Origin of the sequence: Thalassospira permensis NBRC 106175 (assembly GCF_000714555.1) — a bacterium.
Classification (GTDB): Bacteria; Pseudomonadota; Alphaproteobacteria; order Rhodospirillales; family Thalassospiraceae; genus Thalassospira; species Thalassospira xiamenensis.
The window spans coordinates 108,337-131,003 of the sequence record NZ_AUNC01000034.1 but is presented as its reverse complement, the minus strand read 5'-3'; the positions used below and the strand labels follow the sequence as shown (position 1 = coordinate 131,003).

19 protein-coding genes and 3 tRNA genes are annotated in these 22,667 nt (G+C 53.2%); 18 read left to right on the top strand and 4 right to left on the bottom strand.

What is annotated here, in order from left to right; all coding sequences use genetic code 11:
* The first annotated feature begins 271 nt into the window (after positions 1-271).
* Positions 272-436 (top strand): DUF1127 domain-containing protein, encoded by a 165-nt coding sequence (locus tag SMB34_RS20925; RefSeq protein WP_007089389.1) that lies wholly within the window; start codon positions 272-274, stop codon positions 434-436.
* A 121-nt stretch (positions 437-557) separates the two neighbouring features.
* Here the strand turns inward: SMB34_RS20925 and SMB34_RS15440 are convergent, their stop codons facing one another.
* The gene (locus SMB34_RS15440; protein ID WP_037991350.1) at positions 558-2,132 is read right to left on the bottom strand and encodes a cryptochrome/photolyase family protein; all 1,575 of its coding nucleotides are present in this window, start codon (positions 2,130-2,132) and stop codon (positions 558-560) included.
* A 281-nt stretch (positions 2,133-2,413) separates the two neighbouring features.
* On the opposite strand from SMB34_RS15440, the gene bfr (SMB34_RS15435) reads away from it, so the two are divergent.
* The 5 genes from bfr (SMB34_RS15435) to SMB34_RS15415 all read left to right on the top strand — a co-directional run bounded on the left by bfr (SMB34_RS15435) (position 2,414) and on the right by SMB34_RS15415 (position 6,962).
* Complete coding sequence (bfr, locus tag SMB34_RS15435) at positions 2,414-2,890, top strand: bacterioferritin (protein WP_037991343.1); 477 nt, start codon at positions 2,414-2,416, stop codon at positions 2,888-2,890.
* 21 nt (positions 2,891-2,911) lie between these two features.
* Positions 2,912-3,403, top strand: a complete 492-nt coding sequence (gene bfr, locus SMB34_RS15430; RefSeq protein ID WP_007089392.1) for a bacterioferritin — start codon at positions 2,912-2,914, stop codon at positions 3,401-3,403.
* A gap of 178 nt (positions 3,404-3,581) precedes the next feature.
* A complete protein-coding gene (locus tag SMB34_RS15425; protein ID WP_084716645.1) occupies positions 3,582-6,068 on the top strand; it encodes a heavy metal translocating P-type ATPase in 2,487 nt (828 codons plus the stop codon).
* On the top strand, positions 6,065-6,448 hold the full coding sequence (gene cueR, locus SMB34_RS15420; RefSeq protein ID WP_007089394.1) for a Cu(I)-responsive transcriptional regulator: 384 nt from the start codon (positions 6,065-6,067) through the stop codon (positions 6,446-6,448). Before SMB34_RS15425 ends, cueR begins: the two co-directional genes overlap by 4 nt.
* A 73-nt stretch (positions 6,449-6,521) precedes the next feature.
* Positions 6,522-6,962, top strand: a complete 441-nt coding sequence (locus tag SMB34_RS15415) for a c-type cytochrome (protein ID WP_240478845.1) — start codon at positions 6,522-6,524, stop codon at positions 6,960-6,962.
* A 54-nt stretch (positions 6,963-7,016) separates the two neighbouring features.
* Here the strand turns inward: SMB34_RS15415 and SMB34_RS15410 are convergent, their stop codons facing one another.
* Both SMB34_RS15410 and SMB34_RS15405 read right to left on the bottom strand, forming a co-directional pair.
* Positions 7,017-8,129, bottom strand: a complete 1,113-nt coding sequence (locus SMB34_RS15410; protein WP_037991336.1) for a PAS domain-containing sensor histidine kinase — start codon at positions 8,127-8,129, stop codon at positions 7,017-7,019.
* A 39-nt stretch (positions 8,130-8,168) separates the two neighbouring features.
* Positions 8,169-9,419, bottom strand: a complete 1,251-nt coding sequence (locus tag SMB34_RS15405) for a D-amino acid dehydrogenase (protein WP_037991335.1) — start codon at positions 9,417-9,419, stop codon at positions 8,169-8,171.
* Between the two features lie 159 nt (positions 9,420-9,578).
* Between SMB34_RS15405 and SMB34_RS15400 the strand changes: the two genes are divergently transcribed.
* From SMB34_RS15400 to SMB34_RS15360, 9 genes are all read left to right on the top strand, one after another.
* On the top strand, positions 9,579-11,036 hold the full coding sequence (locus SMB34_RS15400; protein ID WP_037991334.1) for an NAD(P)H-hydrate dehydratase: 1,458 nt from the start codon (positions 9,579-9,581) through the stop codon (positions 11,034-11,036).
* A gap of 259 nt (positions 11,037-11,295) precedes the next feature.
* Positions 11,296-11,380: transfer RNA gene (locus SMB34_RS15395), tRNA-Leu, on the top strand.
* 114 nt (positions 11,381-11,494) lie between these two features.
* Positions 11,495-12,952, top strand: a complete 1,458-nt coding sequence (tig, locus tag SMB34_RS15390; RefSeq protein WP_007089399.1) for a trigger factor — start codon at positions 11,495-11,497, stop codon at positions 12,950-12,952.
* A 46-nt stretch (positions 12,953-12,998) separates the two neighbouring features.
* Entirely contained in the window at positions 12,999-13,628 is a 630-nt protein-coding gene (clpP, locus tag SMB34_RS15385) for an ATP-dependent Clp endopeptidase proteolytic subunit ClpP (protein ID WP_007089400.1), read from the top strand.
* Between the two features lie 303 nt (positions 13,629-13,931).
* Positions 13,932-15,197, top strand: a complete 1,266-nt coding sequence (gene clpX / locus SMB34_RS15380) for an ATP-dependent Clp protease ATP-binding subunit ClpX (protein WP_007089401.1) — start codon at positions 13,932-13,934, stop codon at positions 15,195-15,197.
* A 130-nt stretch (positions 15,198-15,327) separates the two neighbouring features.
* Positions 15,328-17,742: an endopeptidase La gene (gene lon, locus SMB34_RS15375; RefSeq protein WP_037991332.1), complete on the top strand. Its 2,415-nt coding sequence runs from the start codon at positions 15,328-15,330 to the stop codon at positions 17,740-17,742.
* 263 nt (positions 17,743-18,005) lie between these two features.
* Complete coding sequence (locus tag SMB34_RS15370; RefSeq protein WP_007089403.1) at positions 18,006-18,278, top strand: HU family DNA-binding protein; 273 nt, start codon at positions 18,006-18,008, stop codon at positions 18,276-18,278.
* Between the two features lie 110 nt (positions 18,279-18,388).
* A tRNA-Val gene (locus SMB34_RS15365) sits at positions 18,389-18,465 on the top strand.
* A 190-nt stretch (positions 18,466-18,655) separates the two neighbouring features.
* Positions 18,656-19,324: a hypothetical protein gene (locus SMB34_RS15360; protein WP_037991330.1), complete on the top strand. Its 669-nt coding sequence runs from the start codon at positions 18,656-18,658 to the stop codon at positions 19,322-19,324.
* A gap of 743 nt (positions 19,325-20,067) precedes the next feature.
* Here the strand turns inward: SMB34_RS15360 and fliG are convergent.
* Positions 20,068-21,087, bottom strand: a complete 1,020-nt coding sequence (gene fliG, locus SMB34_RS15355) for a flagellar motor switch protein FliG (protein ID WP_037991328.1) — start codon at positions 21,085-21,087, stop codon at positions 20,068-20,070.
* Between the two features lie 316 nt (positions 21,088-21,403).
* Between fliG and SMB34_RS15350 the strand changes: the two genes are divergently transcribed.
* From SMB34_RS15350 to SMB34_RS15340, 3 genes are all read left to right on the top strand, one after another.
* A tRNA-Asp gene (locus SMB34_RS15350) sits at positions 21,404-21,480 on the top strand.
* A 287-nt stretch (positions 21,481-21,767) separates the two neighbouring features.
* Positions 21,768-22,133, top strand: a complete 366-nt coding sequence (locus SMB34_RS15345) for an NADH-quinone oxidoreductase subunit A (RefSeq protein ID WP_007089406.1) — start codon at positions 21,768-21,770, stop codon at positions 22,131-22,133.
* A complete protein-coding gene (locus tag SMB34_RS15340) occupies positions 22,124-22,666 on the top strand; it encodes a NuoB/complex I 20 kDa subunit family protein (protein ID WP_007089407.1) in 543 nt (180 codons plus the stop codon). The genes SMB34_RS15345 and SMB34_RS15340 overlap by 10 nt, the downstream gene beginning before the upstream one ends.
* The last annotated feature ends 1 nt before the right edge of the window (position 22,667 follow it).

Genomic DNA, 22,667 nt, shown 5'->3' with positions numbered 1-22,667 from the left:
GTCTTATGTGATTATATTGCATCGCCGCATGAATGTCTGGACCTGAAATATATGATTTGGTTCGATTTTAACGTTTACTGACTCCATAAGTTTGGGAGTTGAACCCATTCAATTGTGACGTTTTGGAATAGATGATATGCATTCTTTGGTGGTTGAGAGATGTGGTACTAACAGGCATATTGCATTGCAGAAAGTGAAGTGCTGAACGCGCCGGATAAAAGCGGAAGCCCCGCAGGCTAGCGTTCTTTTTCTTAACCCAAGGAGGTTCAACATGTTCTTGTCCAGTATTCTCGTTGCTGTTCGCCGTTGGGCCTATGCACGCTCTGTTGCGAATGAACTCTACAATCTCGACAAGCGTGACCTGGATGATGTCGGAATTTCTCACTGGCAGATTAAAGATGTCGCGCGCAAAGCCGCTCGTGACGCGATCGCCTAAGCCAGAATAAATTTCGACAGCGCCAGTTTATAGGCCGCTGTGTAAGCAGAAGCCGGGCAAATCGTCCGGCTTTTTGTTTTTCTGTCTTCTGAATACGCCGCTGTATTTCAGATGATCCCGGCTACCACAGGCTTGCCTGATGTGATGGCTTTGGGATTTTTCCGGTATCGATCTGTGTCAGGAAATGTTCGGCCTGTTCGATTAGTGCCGTTTTACAGTCCCCATTCATACGCGACCAATTGCGATATGGCATAGCAAGGCGCGGATTTTTGCCGAGTTTATCGACGTTACGATCCAGGAAGTGCCAGTAAAGTGCATTAAAGGGGCATGCATCGGGCCCTGTGTTCTTATTGGGACTGTATTGGCAAGCCGTACAGTAATCAGACATCCGGTTGATGTATTTTCCACTCGCAGCATAGGGCTTGGACGCCATTTTTCCCCCGTCGGCATAAAGTGCCATGCCAAAGGTGTTGGGAAGTTCCACCCACTCAAATGCGTCGATATAAACTGCCAGATACCATTCACAGACTTCCTTTGGATCCAGACCGGATAGAAGCGCAAAGTTGCCAATCACCATCAATCGCTGAATGTGATGCGCGTAGGCATTGTCCAGCGTTTCGGTGATGGCGTGATGCAGGCAGTTCATCCCAACATTCCCATCCCAGAAAAAGGCGGGTAGGGGGCGTCTGGCATCGAAATAACTGCCTTTTCCGTAATCGGGCCCCATATGCCAGTAAAGCCCGCGCACATATTCGCGCCAGCCAAGGATCTGACGAATAAAGCCCTCGGCAGCGTTGATTGGTATCTTGCCGACGCGATAGGCATTTTCAGCGGCACGGCATACTTCATCGGGGAGCAAAAGGCCGACATTGATATAGCCGCTTAGAAGAGAGTGATAAACAGTGCTGCTTTTTACAGTCATCGCATCCTGATAGTCACCAAATAGCGGCAATCGATGTTCTATAAAGTGATCAAGGACTGTAAGCGCATCGCGTCGGGTAACCGCCCAGCCGAAACTTTCGTGATCCCCGCAGGCATTCGGGAAATCCTGTTTAACCCGGTTGAGCAATGCCTGCGTGATGCTATCCGGTTTGAAAGTCAGGGGGCTTGGCGGCCTGTGATCATCGGGAAGGCGTTTGCGATTATCGTGATCAAAATTCCACTGACCGCCAACCGGTTTGCCATCCGGTTCCATCAGGATACCGGTTGTACGTCGCAGTTGCCGATAGAAATACTCCATACGGAGTTCCTTGCGGTTTTCAGCAAATTCCGCAAATACCGAAAGTGGGGCAAAGAAACGATCATCGTCGCGAACATCAAGGACGATACCGAACTTGTCCGCCCATGTTTCGATTTCCGTGCGTATCCGCCATTCGCCGGGCTCTGTAATGATTACCTGTTTTACCGGATGATTTTTCAATGCCAGTTTCAGGGCATCGCTAAAGCTATTGGTCGGCTGGTTCTCATAATCGAAATAACAAACCGCGAAACCCTTTTCACGTAATTCCTGAGCGAAATGGCGCATCGCAGACAGAATGAAGACAATTTTCTGCCTGTGATGGGCGACATAGTTTGCCTCGCTGTTCGGTTCCGCCATTACAATCAAGTCGTGATCAGGATCGGCATCCCTTAAACTTGCCAGTGAAACAGACAGCTGATCACCAAGTATGAAACGGAACGATTTGATGGCAGACATTTAACGGGCGACCTCCGGCAGCGAAAATCATATTTCCGACTCGTACGCGAAAAAAGGTCCCAGAGATTGGTTGAAGCAAACAAAAACAACCGAAAACGGGCGGACCGATTTTCATTCGCAATGGTTGCTGCGCGAATGATTTTTACTTGTGTGCCATGATCTGAAAATTTGCAAAAAATCGGCTAAATTATTGATAATGGTAATCAAAGGCGCGGTTTTCCCTTGAAAAGGGGAATGGTCGATCCCACTATTTGGACAGCCCAATCATCAGGAGTGCCACCATGAAGGGTGATCCCAAGATCATCAGTTATCTTAATCGCGTGCTGACCAACCAGTTAACGGCGATTAACCAGTATTTCCTGCATGCCCGTATGCTCCGCGACTGGGGCGTGGAAGAAATGGGCGAGTACGAATACAAACTTTCGATCAAGGAAATGAAACGTGCCGATGACACCATCGAGCGCATTCTGTTCCTTGAAGGTCTGCCCAATCTTCAGAATTTGAACAAGCTTATGATCGGCGAGAATGTCGAGGAAATCGTCTCCTGCGACATGAAGTTCGAGTTGGCAAGCCTGCCGCTTCTGCGCGAGGCGATTAGCGCCTGCGAAAAGGCCGAAGACTTTGTAACCCGCGATCTGCTGGTCAAATTCCTTGAAGATCAGGAAGAACATGTCGACTGGCTGGAAACGGAGCAGTGGCAGATCGAAAATGTCGGTATGCAGAATTATATTCAAAGCCGTTCTGGCGACGGCGACTAACACATCAGGAGCTTAAACGCCATGAAGGGTAACAAGAAGGTTATCGACGCGCTGAACAAGCAGCTTACGGCTGAATTGTCCGCCGCCGACCAGTACAACACCCATGCCGAGATGTATCTCGATTGGGGTTTGCATGCACTTTATGCTCGTATGCATCATGAAAAGGACGAGGAACTCGAACATGCAAAACGCCTGATCGAACGTATTCTGTTCCTTGAAGGGGTGCCCGATACCGCGTCGCGCAGTCCGATCAAGATCGGCAAAACCGTGCCCGAGATGATGAAAAACGATCTCGAGCACGAATATCATGTGATCGATCTTCTGAAAAAGGCGATTAAACTTGCCGAGAAGGAAGAAGATTATCAGACGCGCAATATGCTGACCACGCTGCTGGATGACAGCGAAGAGGACCATGCATATTGGCTTGAACAGCAGATCCGTCTAATCGATATGATGGGCTTGCCGAACTATATCCAGTTCCGCGCTGTTGGCGAGCCGAACCCGCACGGTTAAGGTTGCCAAATGTCATTTGAAAACCCCGGTATTGTCCGGGGTTTTTTTATTTTTATCAGATATTTGCGGGTGAATTGATAACGCAAAATCAATCCGCCCGTTTTATGCTTGACCTTCCAGTTGCTGGAACCTCTATGGTCACCCATATCAAGTTATTGATCATGGAATGGTGACCTAAATGGACAGGCGATCAGAACCCGACATCCCTGAAATTCGTGGCAATGGTGCCCCCGGTTTGAAAAAACCGACGGACGAAGGGGCGCGTGGCGAAGTGACCCTGCAAATCGGCGGGATGACTTGTTCATCCTGTGCCGGTCGGATTGAAAAGGCATTGGGCAAGCTGCCCGGTGTATCGTCCGAGGTGAACCTTGCGCTGAATTCTGCCCATGTCACCTTTGATCGTGATCAGACATCAGTTAGCAAACTGGCCGATACCATCCGTTCTGCGGGCTATTCTGTTGCCGATGAAAGCCGGTCTTTTGATATTGATGGCATGACCTGCGCCAATTGCGCGCTTCGCGTCGAAAAGGCATTGAGCAAACTGCCCGGCGTTACGGAAGCCAGTGTCAATTTCGCACTGGAGCGGGCCGATATTCATACCTTACCGGGACAGGTTGGTGACGCCGATGTCATCGCGGCTGTTGAAAAGGCCGGTTATCACGCTGTTTCACGAGGCAAATCGGGTCAGGAAAACGGGCAGGATCCCGCAGACCAAAAGAATCCCGACAAGTCGTTTTGGTGGCTGGCGGCTTCTATTGTCCTGACCGCGCCGCTGGTGGCCCAGATGATCTGGATGTATCTGGGGGTCGATTTTCATTTGAGCCCGTGGGTAGAACTGGTGCTGGCGACCCCGGTGCAGTTCCTGATCGGTTGGCGGTTCTATCGCGGCGCCTGGATGGCGTTGCGTAACGCCAGTGCCAATATGGACGTGCTGGTCGCACTTGGCACGTCGGCCGCCTATTTCCTGAGCCTTTATAACATGATTGTGGCTGGTCATGACGGGCAGACGCATCTTTATTTCGAGGCATCCGCCGCGATCATCACCCTGATCCTTGCCGGTAAAATCATGGAAGAACGCGCCAAACGCGGTGCGTCGGCGGCTATTCGTGAACTGATGGCGCTACGTCCGCGCCGTGCGCGTAAACTTGACGAAACCAAAGGAGAAATTGAAATCGATATCGCCCAGCTTGTTATCGGTGACACCGTCAGGGTTTTGCCAGGTGAACGTGTTCCCGTTGATGGCAAGGTTTCAGCAGGTGAAAGTGAGCTTGATGAAAGCCTGATCACCGGAGAAACACGCCCGATCGCGCGTGTGGCAGGGGATATGGTCGTTGGTGGTGCTGTCAATGGTACCGGGCGGCTTGATGTCGAAGTCACCGCAATCGGCGAAGATACAACACTGTCGCGGATCATTCGGCTGGTTGAACATGCCCAGACCGGAAAGGCACCGGTTCAGAAACTGGTCGATAAAGTTTCCGGGATTTTTGTGCCCGTGGTCGTCTTGATTGCCATGGTTACCTTTGGCGGATGGCTTTTATTCGGTGCCACGATGGAAGCATCGATTGTGGCCGCTGTTTCGGTTCTTGTTATTGCCTGCCCCTGTGCATTGGGGCTTGCGACACCAACCGCACTGGTGGCGGGCACGGGGGCCGCGGCGAAAAGCGGTATCCTGATCCGGAACTTCGATGCGCTGGAACAGGCACACAATGTTGATACCGTCATTTTTGATAAAACCGGTACCCTGACCGAAGGCAAGCCAACAGTTCGAGACATCAAACCCGCAGAGGGCACAGATGAAGCCGAACTGCTGCGTATGGTTGCCGCCGTGCAGGCCGCAAGCGAACATCCGCTGGCGCGTGCAATCGTCAATGCCGCACGCAAACAGGAAATTAAAATTCCTGATATCACTGATTTTAGCAGCAAAACCGGTGCCGGTGTTCAGGCAAAGGTTGAAGACCACAATGTCGTTATAGGCAATGAGGCAATGCTTGCCGATCTTGGTATTGGATTGCCAGATGGTGATCTTGGCAGCCAGATTGCCGATTACGAAGGGCGCGGCCAGACCTTCATTCTGGTTGCGATTGACGGCAGGTTCGCCGGGTTCATCACGCTGGAAGATCGGATTCGTGCGTCGGCTAAACAGGCGATAGCCGATCTGAAAGCGCGTGGGATCAACAGCATCATGTTGTCTGGAGACGGTGAAGATGTTGCTTCCTATGTTGCAGAGCAGCTTGGTCTTGAAGAAGGCCGCGGTCGTATCCGGCCGCAGGACAAGGCGCGCGAGGTCGAAAAACTGCGCAAGGTTGGCCGTCATGTTGCCATGGTCGGCGATGGTATCAATGATGCGCCAGCCTTGGCTGCGGCGGATGTTGGTATTGCGATGGGGGGCGGTACCGATGTGGCCATGGAGACGGCGGGCATTACCCTGATGCGGTCTGACCCGGCACTTGTTGAGGGGGCAATTGATGTGTCGATCGCAACACGGCGCAAGATCGCCCAAAACCTGTTCTGGGCGTTTGGTTATAACGTGATCGGCGTGCCGTTGGCGGCGTTCGGTATCCTGAGCCCCGCGATTGCGGGGGCTGCGATGGCGTTGAGTTCGGTTTCGGTCGTCAGCAACTCGCTGTTGCTGCGCGGTTGGAAAGTCCGCGGAGAAAAACCATGAATATTTCCGATGCATCCCGCGATAGCGGTCTTCCGGCGAAAACCATCCGTTATTACGAGGATATCGGACTGGTAAAGCCCGGTCGGCTTGAAAACGGCTACCGGGACTACAGCGACGATGACTTGCACAAATTGCGCTTTTTGCAGCGTTCCCGGGGGCTTGGCTTTTCGGTAGAGGATTGCCGGGTGTTACTGTCGCTCTACGAGGATCGAAACCGTGCTTCGGCAGATGTGAAGCAGATTGCCAAAACACATCTGATCGAAATCGAACGCAAGATCGCAGAACTGCAAAGTCTGCAAAAGACCTTGTCGCATCTGGTTGACGAATGCCAAGGCGATCATCGTCCTCATTGTCCTATCATCAACGATCTCGCGGGATAGCCTGCTTAAATCTGAAGAAGGAAGACATTCGTTGAAGAAGAAAACGATTTTTGCCCTCGGCGGAGCTGTGGCCGTGTCCGCAATCCTGGTGATTGCTGTTGTCTTTTCAGGTGCCTACCCTAAAAAAGATGCGACGCAGGTTCGCTTGCAACCCGATAATTTGCAACTGGTTGCAATGGGCAAGAAAATCTATGACGCCAATTGTGCATCCTGCCACGGTCGTGATTTTAAAGGGGAAGCAAACTGGCGCGAACGACGCGACGATGGTTTGCTGCCTGCACCTCCCCATGATGAAACCGGCCATACCTGGCATCACCCGGATGATTTGCTGTTTGCATTGACCAAATATGGTCCGGCGAAAATGATCGGTGATGGTTATCAGTCTGCGATGCCCGGCTTTGAAAAAGTTCTGACGGATGAGGAAATCATAGCATCCCTGTCCTATATCAAAAGCCGCTGGCCCAAAGAAATCCGGATGCGCCACGATCAGATGAACAAGTCGGCCGCCCAATAAAGCACAAGGCCTGGCAATGTTCTGCCGGGCCTTCATGTTTTTACGACATAAAACCTAAACGCGGGGCAGGGTGATTCGTACTGTTGTGCCCTTGCCAAGGTCGCTTTCGATGCTTAGTCGTCCACCGTGCAATTCAACCAAAAGCTTGGCCAGCGGCAAACCAAGTCCCGTTCCGGCACTTTCCTTGACCCCTGATGGGTGCAATTGGGAGAACCGGGCAAGCGCACGTGGAATGTCGTTCGGACTCATGCCGACACCATTATCCTGAATGGCAAAACAGATTTCGTCGTCCAAGACCGTCAATGTTACGGAAATCTCTCCCTTGTCGGGGGTGAACTTGGCGGCGTTGCTGAGGATGTTTATCAGGATTTGCTTCAGTTTCAGGCGATCACATGGCATCACCAATGGTTTTTGCGGCAAATTCAGGATCAGTTTGTGATGCCGTTTTTTGATGTCGTCGCTGACTAGTTTTGTTGCTTCCTGCGTTACAGAAACAATATCGTCTTCTGCCAGTTGCAAAGCCATCGAGCCATTCGAAAGCTTCGAGACATCAAGAACATTGTTCACGAGTTCAAGCAGATGCGTTCCGGCCTCGTACACGTCGCGCGCGCAGTCACGATAGCTGTCGGAAATATCGCCCAGCACGCCTTCGGCGATCAATTCGGAATTGCCGATAATCGCATTAAGCGGGGTGCGCAGTTCATGCCCCATATTAGCAATGAAGTCGGATTTTGAAGCATTGGCGTCCGAGCGTTCGCGATTCTGTTCCATCAAGGTGCGCTCGGCCTGTTGCTGCCTGTCATTTTCAAGCAGCGTCATCAGGACAGCTGTGCGTGTTTCGTTTTCGCGGAAATATTCCAGTGGGGCGATGGACAGATCGCACATGTGGCTTTCATCGCTGGCATTGACCAGCACGATATCGCCGCGCCATGTCCGACCGGATGCAAAGACATCATCAATGTCATTGAGAAGTCCGGCAGACAGAAAGCCCGCCTTGCGCCCGATCATGCGGTCGCGGGCAACACCGATCAGGTTCGCCATGGCGTCATTGCACTGCAAAACCTTGCCGCTACGCTCGCAGATGACGGCGGCATAGGGCAGTGCGTTCAGAACGACTTGATCTGCCAATGGCGCGGTTTCCGCGTCAATCGGGGAGTCTGTGGTCATGTCGGCCCCTGGTCCCATCGTTATCCAGCAATCAATCGTTTAAAAACGGTCGATACCCAGTCCAATAAGCGAGATATCGGGTTTGCGTCCGTCAATGAGATCGGCGACAGCCTTTCCAGAACCACAACTCATCGTCCACCCCAAAGTCCCGTGCCCCGTATTCAGATACAGATTATCATATTTGGTATCACTAATAACAGGGGCAGAATCAGGTGTTACAGGACGAAGTCCCGACCAGAACTCGATTGTTGAACGATCACCGGAATTTGGAAACAATTCGAATGCCTTGTCGGCAATCATTTTTTGGCGTCGTTCCGACATTCTAAGATTATAGCCGTCCAGTTCCGCCGTTCCCGCGACGCGGAGCCGGTTTCCAAGCCGCGAATAGACCATCTTCACACTGTCATCAATCAGGGCTACCCGGGGGGCGCCGTTATGGCCGGTGGTATCGATGCTGATCGAATATCCCTTGCACGGGTAAACCGGCAAATGGATACCAAGCGGCTTTAACAGAAGCGGGCTGTAACTGCCCAGACACATCAGATAACGATCACCGGAAATATCGCCCTGATCGGTGCTGACGGCGGCAATGCGGCCCTGATCCTGTTTAAGTCCGGTGATGGTGGTGTCGAGCCTGAAGATGGCACCGCGTTCACGGCAGCGGTCTGCCAGAAGTTCGGTAAATTTTCGCGCATCCCCGCTTTCATCGTCGGGGGTAAAGCTGCCGCCGATGATTTTGGCATTGCTGTCGCGCAAGGCTGGTTCGATTTCAAGGCATTCGGTGGCGCTGACCATGCGGCGGTTCAGACCAAATTCCTGCATCTGGCGGGTTGCCTTTTCGACCGTTGCCAGTTCGTCTTCGTTTCGACAGACGTGAAGAATACCCTGTTCGAGATGGTCATATTCAAGACCAAGGCTGCTGCGCAGGTCTTTTAGGCAGGCGCGGCTGTATGTCGCAACGCGCAGTGCCTTTTCAAGGTTCACGCGTGCCCGTTTATCGGTGCAGTTGCGCAGGAACCGGAGGCCCCATGAAAACAGTTGCGGATCCCAGCGCATCCGGAACAACAGCGGCGCTTCTTCGCGGCCAAGCCATTTCAGTATCTGTGCGGGGGTATGTTCATTTGCCCACGGTGTGGCATGGCAGGCGGAAATCTGGCCGCCATTGGCAAAGCTGGTTTCCTGACCTGCGGCGTGCTGTCGGTCAATGACCGTAACCTGATGGCCGTTTTCCAAAAGATACCAAGCCGCCGTCGTCCCAATGACGCCAGCGCCCATCACGACAACATGCATACCGGAAAAGCCTCGTTACGGATCGTTAAGTACGCGTTAGTCTCTGACTCGCGATTGCGTTTGCAATATACTGATCGGGAAAACAAATAGCTACCGGTGTCTGTTCGTTTTCCGGATGATCCGGCAAGCACGCCAATGTACCGAATGTGACAGGTGAAAATGTTCGAAGTCCTCACTACTGAACAGATGTACGAAGCCGACCGCAGAACCATTGAAGCTGGCACATCTGGCGACGTTTTGATGGAAAATGCCGGTGCGTCTGTTGTTGCCGAAATCGTGTCGCGGTGGACGACGCGTGTCGCAACGGTGTTATGCGGGCCGGGGAACAATGGCGGCGATGGCTTTGTTATTGCTCGCCTTTTACGCAATGCCGGGTGGTCGGTACGGTTGGGGCTGCTTGGCGATGTTGAAAAGCTGACCGGGGATGCCGCCCTGAATGCGGGACGCTGGGAAGGGGCGGTCGAGCGGCTTTCGCCTGCATTGCTGGTCGGGGCCGATCTGGTGGTTGATTGTCTGTTTGGCGCGGGGCTTGCGCGGCCAATTGAGGGTGATCTTGCCAGTCTGGTGCAGGCTGTAAACGATTCCGGCGTGCCGGTTGTTGCGGTTGATGTGCCAAGCGGGGTTGATGGCAATTCCGGCGCGGTTCGCGGTATTTCCGTCAAGGCGAACGTCACCGTGACATTCTGCCGTCCGAAACCGGGGCACTATCTTTTGCCCGGTCGTATTCTGTGCGGTCAGGTGATTGTGCGTGACATCGGTATCGCCGATCAGACGATCCGCGATATCCGTCCGATGCTTGTATGTAATGAGCCCGGTGTGTGGCGGGCGGGCATCAACTGGCCCGGTGTGGATGGGCATAAATATCATCGGGGGCATTTGCTGGTGATTGGCGGGGCGACCATGACCGGGGCAGGCCGGCTGGTGGCAAGGGCGGCGCGCCGTGCCGGGGCAGGGTTGCTTACAGTTGTGGCAGAACCCGCAAGCCTTTCGGTTTATGCCGCGGATAGCCCCGGCATCATGACGGCACCGATTGCGACCCTTGATGACCTGTTAAAGGATTGTCGTCACAACGCGTTGGTGATCGGGCCGGGATTCGGCGTTGGGGATGAAACATGCAGCCGGATCATTACGTTGCTGCATTATTGTCGGTGCACGGTTCTGGATGCCGATGCGCTGACCAGTTTCGCCGAACAGCCAAGCACGCTGTTTTTTGCCATTCAGGGGCCAACGGTGTTAACGCCGCATGAAGGCGAATTTGCCCGTCTGTTTCCTGATATCGAAGGCGACAAGCTAAGCCGGGCACGGGCCGCAGCCAAGCGAAGCGGTGCGACCGTCCTGATCAAGGGGGCGGATACGGTTGTTGCCGCCCCAGATGGCCGGGCGGCAATCAACACGATCGATGCGCCGTGGCTGGCAACAGCCGGATCGGGGGATGTACTGGCCGGAATTATCGGCGGGTTAATGGCACAGGGGATGGAAATGTTTGATGCTGCCTGCATGGGGGCGTGGCTTCATGCGCGTGCCGGGGGGGATATTGGTCCCGGTCTGATTGCCGAGGATATTCCGCATCATCTGCCGGTTCTGCTGGGGCAGCTTTGGCGTGGCGTGCCCAAGTGATGTCTGGATGAGGCGCTAGTTCTATCGCAAATCGGCTGCGTTCGGCCCCCTGAAGCCGATGTTTGATGGGCGAAAATGCTTTTTCGGGCAGTTTTTTGAACCTTCCAACAATCTTGTAGAACGCAGAAAACCGGCCCGTTTCAAATTAATTTTCCACCTGAATGCATCTGTCTAAAAGGCGATGCTTGCATGACATGATCGAAGTTTGTATTAAGGCGCACCCACACCGGTACTTCCGGTGTGTTTGGTATGCTTGTGTGCGGGCGTGGCGGAACTGGTAGACGCGCTGGATTTAGGTTCCAGTGGAGCAATCCGTGGGGGTTCGAGTCCCTTCGCCCGTACCATAAGCTGACCATAAATTAAGACCAGGATGCATATTCGTTTAGTCATATTGACTTTCTGAGGTCCGGACTGCGTCGCGTAACGGACATTATTCGAACCAAGCAAAAGAGTTATCTATGCAGGTTACTGAAACCAAAAACGAAGGCCTGGCGCGCGAGTTCAAAGTCGTTGTGCCCGCCGCTCAGATCGAAGAAAAAGTCGTCGCCAAACTCGACGAGATCAAAGACCAGGTTCGCCTGCCGGGCTTCCGTCCGGGCAAGATTCCGGCGAAACTGCTGCGCCAGCGCTATGGCCAGGCTGTCATGGGCGAAGTTCTCGAAGCCGCTGTAAACGAAAACACCGGCAAGGTTCTTAACGACAATGACCTGCGTCCGGCCGTTCAGCCGAAAATCGAAGTGACCTCGTTTGACGAAGGCAAGGACCTTGAGTTCGCCATTGCTGTCGAAGTCATTCCGGCTATCGAACCGATGGACTTCAAAAAGCTGAAACTGACCCGCGAAGTCGTTGAACTTGACGATGTGAAAGTCAACGAAACCCTTGACCGTATTGCAGCAGCGCAAGGCACCACCGAGCCGCTCGCACGCAAGCGCAAGTCGAAAGCCGGTGACGTTGTCGTCATCGATTTCCTTGGCAAAATCGGCGGCGAAGCTTTTGAAGGCGGTAAAGCCGAAGATTACGAACTTGAACTTGGTTCGGGTTCGTTCATCGAAGGTTTCGAAGACCAGCTTACCGGCGTTAATGCCGGTGACGAAGTTGTCGTCAAAGTGAAATTCCCGGAAGCCTATGGTGCGGCTGAACTTGCAGGCAAAGATGCCGAGTTCGACGTAACCGTCAAGGAAATCAAGGAAAAGAAACCGGCTGCTCTTGACGATGAACTCGCCAAGAAACTCGGTCAGGAAAGCTTTGACGCCCTCAAAGACGCAATCCGCAAGGATTTCGGTCGCGAGTACGAATCGGTTGCCCGTCAGAAACTGAAACGCCAGCTGCTTGATGCATTGGCCGAAAACCACAGCTTCGAACTGCCGACCAGTCTGGTCGAGAACGAGCTGGAAGGCATCATTGCCCAGATCAAACAGGCACGTGATGCGGGTCAGGAAGATGACGAGACCAAAGGCAAGTCCGAAGAAGAACTGACCGACGAGTTCCGCGAAATCGCAGAACGCCGTGTTCTTCTTGGTCTGCTTCTGGCAGAAGTCGGCCGTAAAAACGAAATCCAGGTTACCCAGGAAGACGTGAACAAGGTCCTTGTTGCCGAGGCCCAGAAATATCCGGGGCAGGAACAGCAGGTTATTGAATTCTACAAAAATAACCCGCAGGCCTTGCAGGCGCTTCAGGGCCCTGTATATGAAGACAAGGTCGTGGATTACATCGTCGAACTCGCCAAGGTAGAAGACAAGACCGTTTCGGTCGAAGACCTTCTGAAACCGGAAGAGGAAGACGAAGCTCCGAAGAAGAAATCGGCTGCCAAGAAGGCATCGGCTAAAAAAGATGCAGACAAAGAGGCTCCGGCCAAGAAATCTGCTGACAAGAAGCCGGCTGCCAAGAAAAAAGCCGATAAATCGGAAGAGAAGTAATCCGTCCGACATACCGGTTTAGGATGCAGCAAGGAGATTGCAGTCGATGATTGAAGCACAGATGAACTCGCTCGTGCCGATGGTGGTTGAACAGACCAGCCGTGGTGAACGGGCCTATGACATCTTTTCCCGTCTTCTCAAGGAGCGGATCGTCTTCATCAACGGCCAGGTCCATGACGGCATGTCGTCACTGATCTGCGCGCAGTTGCTACATCTCGAATCGGAAAACCCGGACAAGGATATCTCGCTTTATATCAACTCCCCGGGCGGGGTTGTGACGTCGGGTCTGGCGATCTATGACACCATGCAATACATCCGTTGCGATGTTTCCACGGTGTGCATGGGGCAGGCGGCTTCCATGGGGTCGCTGTTGCTGATGGCCGGTGCAAAGGGCAAGCGTTACTGCCTGCCGAATGCGCGCGTCATGATTCACCAGCCGTCCGGCGGGTTCCAGGGGCAGGCGTCGGATATCGAAATCCATGCCCGCGAAATTCTGGCATTGCGTCAGCGTCTTAACGAGATTTATGTCGAACATACCGGCCGTGATCTCAAGACGATTGAAGACGCGATGGAGCGTGATAACTTCCTTACCCCGGATCAGGCCAAGGAATTCGGCCTGATTGACGAGGTGGTAACGTCGCGTCCGAAGCCGGAGTCTGATGCGAAAAAAGATTGATCGTTGCATAACGATCCGATGAAAACGCCCCGGTGTTTTGCCGGGGCGTTTTTTTTATGGCTTGCGCACATTCATCCTCTGGTCATAGACAGGACGTATAAGTAGGTTCTGTGACATTGTTTGGAACATGCGAAATTCCATAACGTTCAGGTGATAATGAACAGGGGTTTCGCATCCTTGGGTGCGCTCCCATATCAAACATGTGGCCATATGGCCGATAAGCGCAGATTAAACGTTGAGATCGGTATCGTTTACCGGCTAACATGGCGATAAAAGATAACGTCAAACGTAATTGGGGTTTGTATGAGCAAATCGAATAGCGGGGACTCCAAGAACACTCTGTATTGTTCTTTCTGTGGAAAGAGCCAGCACGAGGTTCGCAAGCTCATCGCCGGTCCAACCGTATTCATCTGTGATGAATGCGTAGAGCTTTGCATGGACATCATCCGCGAAGAGCACAAAACCCATCTCGTCAAATCGGCTGACGGGGTGCCTTCTCCGCAAGAGATTTGCAAGGTTCTTGACGATTATGTGATCGGTCAGGGCCATGCGAAGAAAGTTCTCTCTGTCGCGGTTCACAACCACTACAAACGCCTGCATCATGCCAGCAAGAACGAGGATATCGAACTTGCCAAGTCGAACATCATGCTGGTCGGTCCGACCGGTTGTGGTAAGACGCTTCTGGCGCAGACGCTTGCGCGCATCCTTGATGTGCCTTTCACCATGGCTGATGCCACGACCCTTACCGAAGCAGGTTATGTCGGTGAGGACGTCGAGAATATCATTCTCAAGCTGCTTCAGGCGGCTGACTACAATGTCGAGCGTGCACAGCGTGGCATCGTCTATATCGACGAGGTCGACAAGATTTCACGCAAGTCCGACAACCCGTCGATCACGCGTGACGTGTCGGGCGAGGGTGTGCAGCAGGCCCTTCTGAAGATCATGGAAGGTACGGTTGCATCGGTTCCGCCGCAGGGCGGCCGTAAACACCCGCAGCAGGAATTCCTGCAGGTCGACACTACCAATATCCTGTTCATCGTGGGCGGTGCCTTCGCTGGTCTGGATAAGGTGATTTCGCAGCGTGGCAAGGGCAGTGCGATCGGGTTTGGTGCGGATGTCCGCAGTCCCGAAGACCGTCGTACCGGCGAAGTCCTGCGCGAAGTTGAGCCCGAGGATCTGTTGAAATTCGGCCTTATTCCGGAATTCATCGGTCGTCTGCCGGTCCTGGCAACGCTTGAAGACCTCGACGAGGATGCGCTGGTCAAGATTCTGACCGAGCCGAAAAACGCGCTTATCAAGCAGTATCAGCGTCTGTTCGATATGGAAGACGTGAAACTGACCTTCCAGCCTGATGCGCTGGTGGGAATCGCCAAAAAGGCGATCGAGCGTAAAACCGGTGCGCGTGGCCTGCGGTCAATCATGGAAGGTATCCTGCTTGATACCATGTTTGATCTGCCGACCCTTGAAAGCGTCGAGGAAATTGTGATCAACCGTGATGTCGTCGAAGGAAAGGCAAAACCGTTGCTGATCCATGCCGAACGACGTGAAGGTGTCGAACACAGTGCCTGATTTCTGATCCCGCACCGGCATCCTATTGCGGTGCGGGGATTTCAGATTATCTTTTGAATGTTCGCGTTACTGGCGGGGCCTATGGCAGGACCCCAGCAACGTTTTGGCTCAGAATAGGGAATAGAACATAATGGTTGAATTGGCGCGTGGCGAAATTTACCCGGTACTGCCGTTGCGCGACATCGTAGTGTTCCCGCACATGATTGTTCCGCTGTTTGTCGGACGTGAAAAATCAGTGCGCGCACTTGAAGATGTAATGCGCGAAGACAAGCAGATTCTGCTTGTTACCCAGAAAGACGCGGGTCTTGATGATCCGTCGGTCAAGGATCTGTACGAAATCGGTACTGTCGCAACCGTGTTGCAGCTTCTGAAGCTGCCGGACGGGACGGTCAAGGTGCTTGTCGAAGGTGGCAAGCGTGCAGAGATTTCCGGTTTCGTCGACAATCCTGAATTTTTCCAGGCTTATGCCGCTGTTCGTGAGGAAGCGGATGAGGACGATAGCGAGCTTGAAGCGCTTGCGCGTTCCGTCGTGACCCAGTTCGAACAGTATATCAAGCTGAACAAGAAGATACCGCCAGAAGTTCTGGTATCGGTTAATCAGATCGAAGAGCCTGCGAAGCTTGCCGATACGGTGGCGTCGCATCTGTCGCTCAAGATTTCCGAGAAACAGGAACTTCTGGAAACCACCCTTGTCGGGGATCGTCTGGAACGCATTTTCGGTTTCATGGAATCGGAAATCGGCGTCTTGCAGGTCGAGAAAAAAATCCGCAACCGCGTCAAGCGCCAGATGGAAAAAACCCAACGCGAGTACTATCTGAACGAGCAGCTTAAAGCCATTCAGAAGGAACTGGGCGAGGGCGAAGATGGCAAGGATGAAGCTTCTGAAATCGAAGAGAAGCTGAACAAGGCCAAGATGCCGAAGGAAGCCAAGGAAAAAGCCCAGGCCGAGCTTAAGAAACTGCGCAATATGAGCCCGATGTCCGCCGAGGCCACCGTGGTGCGCAACTATCTTGACTGGATGGTGTCTATTCCGTGGAACAAACGTTCGCGGGTTTCGCTTGATCTGAAAAAGGCCAAGAAGGTACTCGACAAGGAGCATTACGGTCTTGAAAAGGTCAAGGAACACATCCTTGAATATCTTGCCGTTCAGGCGCGCGTCAAAAAAGTCAAAGGCCCGATTCTGTGCCTTGTCGGTCCTCCGGGCGTTGGTAAAACCTCGCTTGGGAAATCGATTGCGAATGCGACCGGTCGTACGTTTGTGCGCATGTCGCTTGGCGGGGTGCGTGACGAGTCTGAAATTCGCGGTCATCGCCGGACCTATATCGGTTCCATGCCAGGCAAAATCATCCAGGGCATGAAAAAGGCGAAATACTCCAACCCGCTTTTCCTTCTCGACGAGATTGAAAAAATGGGTTCGGATTTCCGCGGCGATCCGGCTTCGGCGTTGCTTGAAGTTCTTGATCCGGAACAGAATTCGACCTTTAACGACCACTATCTTGAGGTCGATTACGATCTTTCGGATGTGATGTTCGTGACGACTGCCAACAGCCTGCGCATGCAGCAGCCGTTGCTCGACCGTATGGAGATCATCCGGATTTCGGGTTACACCGAAGATGAAAAGGTTGAGATCGCCAAGCGCCACCTGATCCCGAAACAGGTCAAGGAAAGCGGCCTGAGAAAAGGCGAGTGGAGCATTTCGGACGACGCATTGCGGGATCTGATCCGGTACTACACCCGAGAGGCCGGTGTGCGTAGCCTTGAGCGTGAGCTGGCAAAGCTTGCCCGTAAGGCGACCAAGCGCATCATGCTTGAGAACCTGAAAACCGTTCGCGTAACGCCGCGCACGCTTGGCAAATATGCCGGGATTCGCAAGTTCCGTTATGGCGAAACCGAAGGCGAAGATCAGGTCGGTGTTGTTACCGGTCTGGCCTATACCGAATTCGGCGGCGATCTGTTGCAGATTGAATCGGTCACCGTGCCGGGCAAGGGCAACATGAAAACCACCGGCAAGCTCGGTGAAGTCATGACAGAATCGATTCAGGCGGCAACCTCGTTTGTCCGGTCGCGCGCCACCCAGTTCGGGATCAAGCCGACCCTGTTCCAGAAACGTGACATTCACGTTCACGTTCCGGAAGGGGCGACACCAAAAGACGGTCCGTCGGCTGGTGTTGGCATGGTGACGTCGGTGGTTTCGGTTCTGACGGGCAATCCGGTTCGCCGGGATGTCGCGATGACGGGCGAAATCACGCTTCGCGGTCGTGTGCTTGCGATTGGTGGTTTGAAAGAAAAGCTTCTTGCGGCATTGCGCGGCGGTGTCAAAACCGTCCTGATCCCGCAGGAAAATGAAAAGGACCTGGAAGACATTCCGGACAACGTCAAACGTGGCATGGAAATCATTCCGGTTTCCCATGTTGACGAGGTTCTCAGCCATGCGCTGGTCAATCCGCTGGTTCCCATCGAGTGGGAAGAAGAAGAAGTGGATGACGTCGCTGTCAAAACCAAGGACGGCGAAGAATCGGAAGTCGGTGGTGTTACCACGCACTGATTGACGTCAAAAAGGTCTGAATTCAAGGGGGGATGGCGCTGTCATCCCCCCTTTTCTGTGGATAACTTTGGCCCAGAATCGGCAATGATCCACAGCCGTGTTGCTGTAAAGGCGAAAAAAATCAAAAAAACGTTCGAAACCGCAGAAAACTGCGACTGTCGCATTGACGGGATGTTGGCTACCTGCTTACACTGCCGATGCAACAGGTTTGGGGCAAACCAAATTTCCTCATAACTCCGAACGTCCAATAAGGGGGCCAGGAAGTGAATAAAAACGATCTCGTTGGAAGTGTAGCTGCTAAAGCCGATCTGTCCAAAGCAGACGCTGCTAAAGCCGTTGACGCTGTTTTCGATTCCATTACCGAATCTCTCAAAGGCGGTGACGAAGTTCGTCTCGTCGGTTTCGGTACCTTCGCTGTCGCTGCTCGCGCTGCTTCAAAAGGTCGCAACCCGCGCACCGGTGAAGAAATCGACATTCCGGCATCGAAACAGCCTAAATTCAAGGCTGGCAAGGGTCTTAAGGACGCCGTCAACTAAGTTTGACGATGTTCTGAAAAAAAATGCCGGTGACGAGCGTCACCGGCATTGCTTTTTCAAAAAAGCATGTTATGTTCCGCCCGCTTCCGCAAAACGGGGCATCAAAATACGGGTGATTAGCTCAGCTGGTTAGAGCATCTCGTTTACACCGAGAGGGTCGGGAGTTCGAATCTCTCATCACCCACCATTCTTGCAAAAGTCGGCTTCGTGCCGGCTTTTTGCATTTCTGGGCAATTCGATTTTCTTTTTGCGAATCAGCGTCTTATCGCAGTGCACCCCGAATCCTTTTGAAGAATCGGAACGTGATGCAACGGTTGACGCCATTGCGCCTGACAGGCAAGCTTGATTAAGCCCCCCAAAGTCAGGATGACGCTGCGATGACCATGATTTCCAAAATCCCGTTTTCCGCGCTTGTAGCGTCGTTGCGCAGGGTTGCTGTCCATCGGGGCCAATTAATCGCCCGTGGGGCTCTGTTGGCGATTATAGCGCCCCTGATGCTGGTTAGCTGTTATCTTCCCGAAGCCTTCACCATCGATCTTAATGTCGAACAGAATGGCGATTACCGGTTCAGCTATCGCGGGCTTCTGGTTCAGTCGACAATTACCGAGGCCCTTCTGAATGAAGAAATTGATGCCGACGAGGAAGAGGAACGGGTTGCCAAGGTTCTGGCCGACCTGAAACGCGATTCCGGCGTCAAGCAGCTGACCTACCAGGGCATGGGGATATTTAATATCGTCTATGAACGGCGCAGCAACATCATGCGCGATAAAAGCTTTGTGTTTGTCCGGCGCAATTCGCGAATCCTTGAAATGTTTTTCCGCGCAGATTCTAACACTGTTGAAATACGCGGCGGCTTTGTTCCCGATCAGTATGAAGAACGTCTGACCGCACTGGGCTACCAGATGACCGGCAAGATCGAACTGCGCACCACGGCCGGCATTCGCAGCCATAACGCCGCCGAGTTCATTGAGACAGGTGGGCAGAACAGGCTGCGCTGGGAAATCAGATCGATTACTGATCCGGTGCCGAATGTGATCATCGGATAGGGCTGCCGACTAGAGTATCGGGCAGAGTAGTCGGGCAGGGTGATCGGATCCGAAAGGTCGGAAATTTTCATCGGCGGGGATGAGGCGGGCTACATTTTTCAATGGCCCTGTTTTCCTGATAGAAATCGATCATCGGACCTGCACACTACAATGGCTTTGTATCCTGCCTTTATCATTGCCCCTCAATTTTGTTCTTGATTTGTTCCTTTTGTTGTGGCAAAGATATTTTATCAACTTGATAATTGCGCCTGAATCGCGGGCGAGAGAGGCCGGAATTTTCTGATTTCAGGCTTCTGAATAATTTCCCAGACAATTCCGGCATGACGCCGTCACAGGATGTTTGCAGTGCAAACGGAACGGACGGCGCATGTGTTGTTCCAAAAGGAAAGAGGGCCATGATCACGAATGTCGATGACGAAGGGCCGTGATGCCGTCAGGGCAATGGCCGAGGCGCGGGGCTGGCGGGGTGTTTGTTGAACCCGCGTTCCGAACCCGGCGGGCATGAAGATTTCATGCAGCGGTATATTGGACTGTCATGTGAGCGGAGGAAGATAAAGTTACGGCGCGATGCCAGCCGTCATTCAAGGCATCCGAAACAGGGGCAGCAAGCCCGAAAATGGCAAAAGTCATTACGGAAGTAGTTTGTCAAAATCACAAAATGAAAGACAAAAAAACGGGACGGCAATCTGCCATCCCGTTTTTTGGGGAAAATCTGGCTCGCGGTTCAGAGCGGATGCCGGAGGTCAGTAGACCATTTCGTCCTCGCCAGCTCCTTCGGTGATGACGATCTGACCCTGTGCGGCGAGTTCCTTGGCGAGCTGGACAATCATCATCTGGGATTCCTCGACATCCGACAGGCGGACGGGGCCCAGTGCATCCATGTCTTCGCGCATCATCTTGCCGGCACGTTCGGACATGTTTTTGAAGAACAGGTCGCGCATCGCATCGGTCGAGCCTTTGAGGGCCAGTGCGAGTTTGTCTTTTTCGACCTGACGCAGCAGCGTCTGAACGCCGTTGTTGTCGAGACGGGCCAGGTCTTCGAAGGTGAACATGAGCGCCTTGATCTTTTCCGCAGAGTCGCGGTTGCGTTCCTCGAGGGCGGTGAGGAAGCGATCCTGGCTTTGGCGATCCAGGCTGTTGAAGATATCGGCCATCAGTTCGTGGTTGTCGCCGCGCGAGCCGCGCGCAAGGTTCGACATGAATTCGGTGCGCAGGGTTTTCTCGATATTGTCGAGGACCTCTTTCTGGACGGCCTCCATGCGCAGCATACGCATGATGACCTCCATCGAGAAGTTTTCCGGCAATAGCGACAAAACGGCCGCAGAGTGAGACGATTTCAGTTTCGAGAGCACCACGCCAACGGTCTGGGGATATTCGTTTTTCAGATAGTTGGCGAGAACGGCTTCGTTCACGTTGTTGAGCTTGTCCCACATGGTGCGGCCGGCGGGGCCGCGAATCTCTTCCATGATGCCGTTGACACGGTCTTCGGGCAGGACTTTGGACAGCAGGCGTTCGGTCGTATCGAACGACCCGACAAGCGAACCTGTCGAGGAAAGCTGATCGGCGAATTCGACAAACAGACGTTCAACGATATTGGAGCTGATGGTGCCAAGGCCCGACATGGTCTGGGAAATCTCTTTGATTTCCTCGTCATCCATCATGCTGAACATTTTGGTGGCGTGTTCTTCACCAAGTGCCAGCATCAGAATCGCGGCTTTTTCCGGTCCGGACAATGACCTGTATTCTTCTTTAACGCGCCCCACTGGTGGTCTTCTCCGTCACTGCGTTTATTCGCTTTATGCGAACATGCCTGTCTCCAGGGTACTGCCCCTAGCGGTCGAGAGTATATTCTATTTATCAACAATTCTATAAAACCCGTGCACAGGATGCAAAGGTAACCGGCGAAACCATGCATGGAAGTGATTGGAAAAACGATATTTGTCGAAAATCCGGGGGCTGTGACATGTTTCACAGGGTGATGATCTCTGGCGCAATTGACGAGATGGTTGAAAACGCTGGTATCAGCTTGACTTGGCATAGGTGCTGGTCTAACAAAGGCGCGCCAATAGCTGGTCATTTGGGGGCGTAGCTCAGTTGGTTAGAGCGCCGGCCTGTCACGCCGGAGGCCGCGGGTTCAAGTCCCGTCGCTCCCGCCATGATCACCTATCTGTTGTCTTTCGTCGGGCGTTTCGTCCTTTCCGCGATCGCTTTTTCCTGCGCAGCCGATGTTGCTTTGCAGGAAAGGGACTTGATCATGGCGTTGCGCGGTCCGATATCGGAGAGCAGGGAATGGCAAAAAGATTAGGAAGTTTCCGGCCTTAGGCGGTGTTAAAACCGCTTACGGGGCTGGAACTTGTGCGGTGCATACGTTATGGTGCGCCGGTATAGGCCGGGTGGGGACCTGGTCGGGTCAAAAGAGGCCTGTTCTTGAGAGGTCAGAGAGATGCAAGAGCTTCTTTCGGAATATCTTCCGATCCTGATTTTCATCGGGATCGCCGTCGGTCTCTCGGCGGTTATCGTCATCGCGTCGCTGGTTCTGGCCAAGCAGGCTCCTGATGTTGAAAAGCTGTCCGCATACGAATGCGGATTTGCGCCGTTTGAGGACGCGCGCATCAAGTTTGACGTCAGGTTCTATCTGGTCGCCATCTTGTTCATCATTTTCGATCTCGAAGTTGCGTTCCTGTTCCCGTGGGCTGTGACCCTTGGTGACATTGGCACCTTCGGTTTCTTTTCTATGGTGATTTTCCTGGCTGTGCTGACGGTCGGATTTGTCTATGAATGGAAGAAGGGAGCTTTGGAATGGGAGTGAGCACCAATACAGGCGCACCCCTGGCACCCGGTCAGGATCAGGATACCCTGCTTAAAGGCGTGTTCGACGAGATGAATGACAAGGGCTTTGTCCTTGCCAATCTCGACAAGCTGGCAAGCTGGGCGAGCACCGGTTCGCTGTGGCCGATGACGTTCGGTCTGGCCTGCTGTGCTGTGGAAATGATGCATGCCGCCGCATCGCGTTACGACCTTGACCGTTATGGTCTTGTGTTCCGTCCTAGCCCGCGTCAGTCCGACGTGATGATCGTTGCCGGGACGCTGACCAACAAAATGGCCCCCGCATTGCGCAAGGTTTACGACCAGATGGCCGAGCCGCGCTGGGTGATTTCGATGGGTTCGTGCGCGAATGGTGGTGGGTATTATCACTATTCCTATTCGGTGGTGCGCGGTTGTGATCGCGTTGTGCCGGTGGACGTATATGTTCCCGGGTGCCCGCCGACAGCCGAAGCGCTGATTTACGGCGTGATGCAGTTGCAAAAGAAAATCCGCCGTACCGGTGTCCTGACACGCTGAT

Bases quoted from the DNA above. Each gene is read 5' to 3' on its own strand.
- SMB34_RS20925 (WP_007089389.1), top strand. From the start codon at position 272: ATGTTCTTGTCCAGTATTCTCGTTGCTGTTCGCCGTTGGGCCTATGCA.
- SMB34_RS15440 (WP_037991350.1), bottom strand. From the start codon at position 2,132: ATGTCTGCCATCAAATCGTTCCGTTTCATACTTGGTGATCAGCTGTCT.
- bfr (WP_037991343.1), top strand. From the start codon at position 2,414: ATGAAGGGTGATCCCAAGATCATCAGTTATCTTAATCGCGTGCTGACC.
- bfr (WP_007089392.1), top strand. From the start codon at position 2,912: ATGAAGGGTAACAAGAAGGTTATCGACGCGCTGAACAAGCAGCTTACG.
- SMB34_RS15425 (WP_084716645.1), top strand. From the start codon at position 3,582: ATGGACAGGCGATCAGAACCCGACATCCCTGAAATTCGTGGCAATGGT.
- cueR (WP_007089394.1), top strand. From the start codon at position 6,065: ATGAATATTTCCGATGCATCCCGCGATAGCGGTCTTCCGGCGAAAACC.
- SMB34_RS15410 (WP_037991336.1), bottom strand. From the start codon at position 8,129: ATGACCACAGACTCCCCGATTGACGCGGAAACCGCGCCATTGGCAGAT.
- SMB34_RS15405 (WP_037991335.1), bottom strand. From the start codon at position 9,419: ATGCATGTTGTCGTGATGGGCGCTGGCGTCATTGGGACGACGGCGGCT.
- SMB34_RS15400 (WP_037991334.1), top strand. From the start codon at position 9,579: ATGTTCGAAGTCCTCACTACTGAACAGATGTACGAAGCCGACCGCAGA.
- tig (WP_007089399.1), top strand. From the start codon at position 11,495: ATGCAGGTTACTGAAACCAAAAACGAAGGCCTGGCGCGCGAGTTCAAA.
- clpP (WP_007089400.1), top strand. From the start codon at position 12,999: ATGATTGAAGCACAGATGAACTCGCTCGTGCCGATGGTGGTTGAACAG.
- clpX (WP_007089401.1), top strand. From the start codon at position 13,932: ATGAGCAAATCGAATAGCGGGGACTCCAAGAACACTCTGTATTGTTCT.
- lon (WP_037991332.1), top strand. From the start codon at position 15,328: ATGGTTGAATTGGCGCGTGGCGAAATTTACCCGGTACTGCCGTTGCGC.
- SMB34_RS15360 (WP_037991330.1), top strand. From the start codon at position 18,656: ATGACCATGATTTCCAAAATCCCGTTTTCCGCGCTTGTAGCGTCGTTG.
- SMB34_RS15345 (WP_007089406.1), top strand. From the start codon at position 21,768: ATGCAAGAGCTTCTTTCGGAATATCTTCCGATCCTGATTTTCATCGGG.
- SMB34_RS15340 (WP_007089407.1), top strand. From the start codon at position 22,124: ATGGGAGTGAGCACCAATACAGGCGCACCCCTGGCACCCGGTCAGGAT.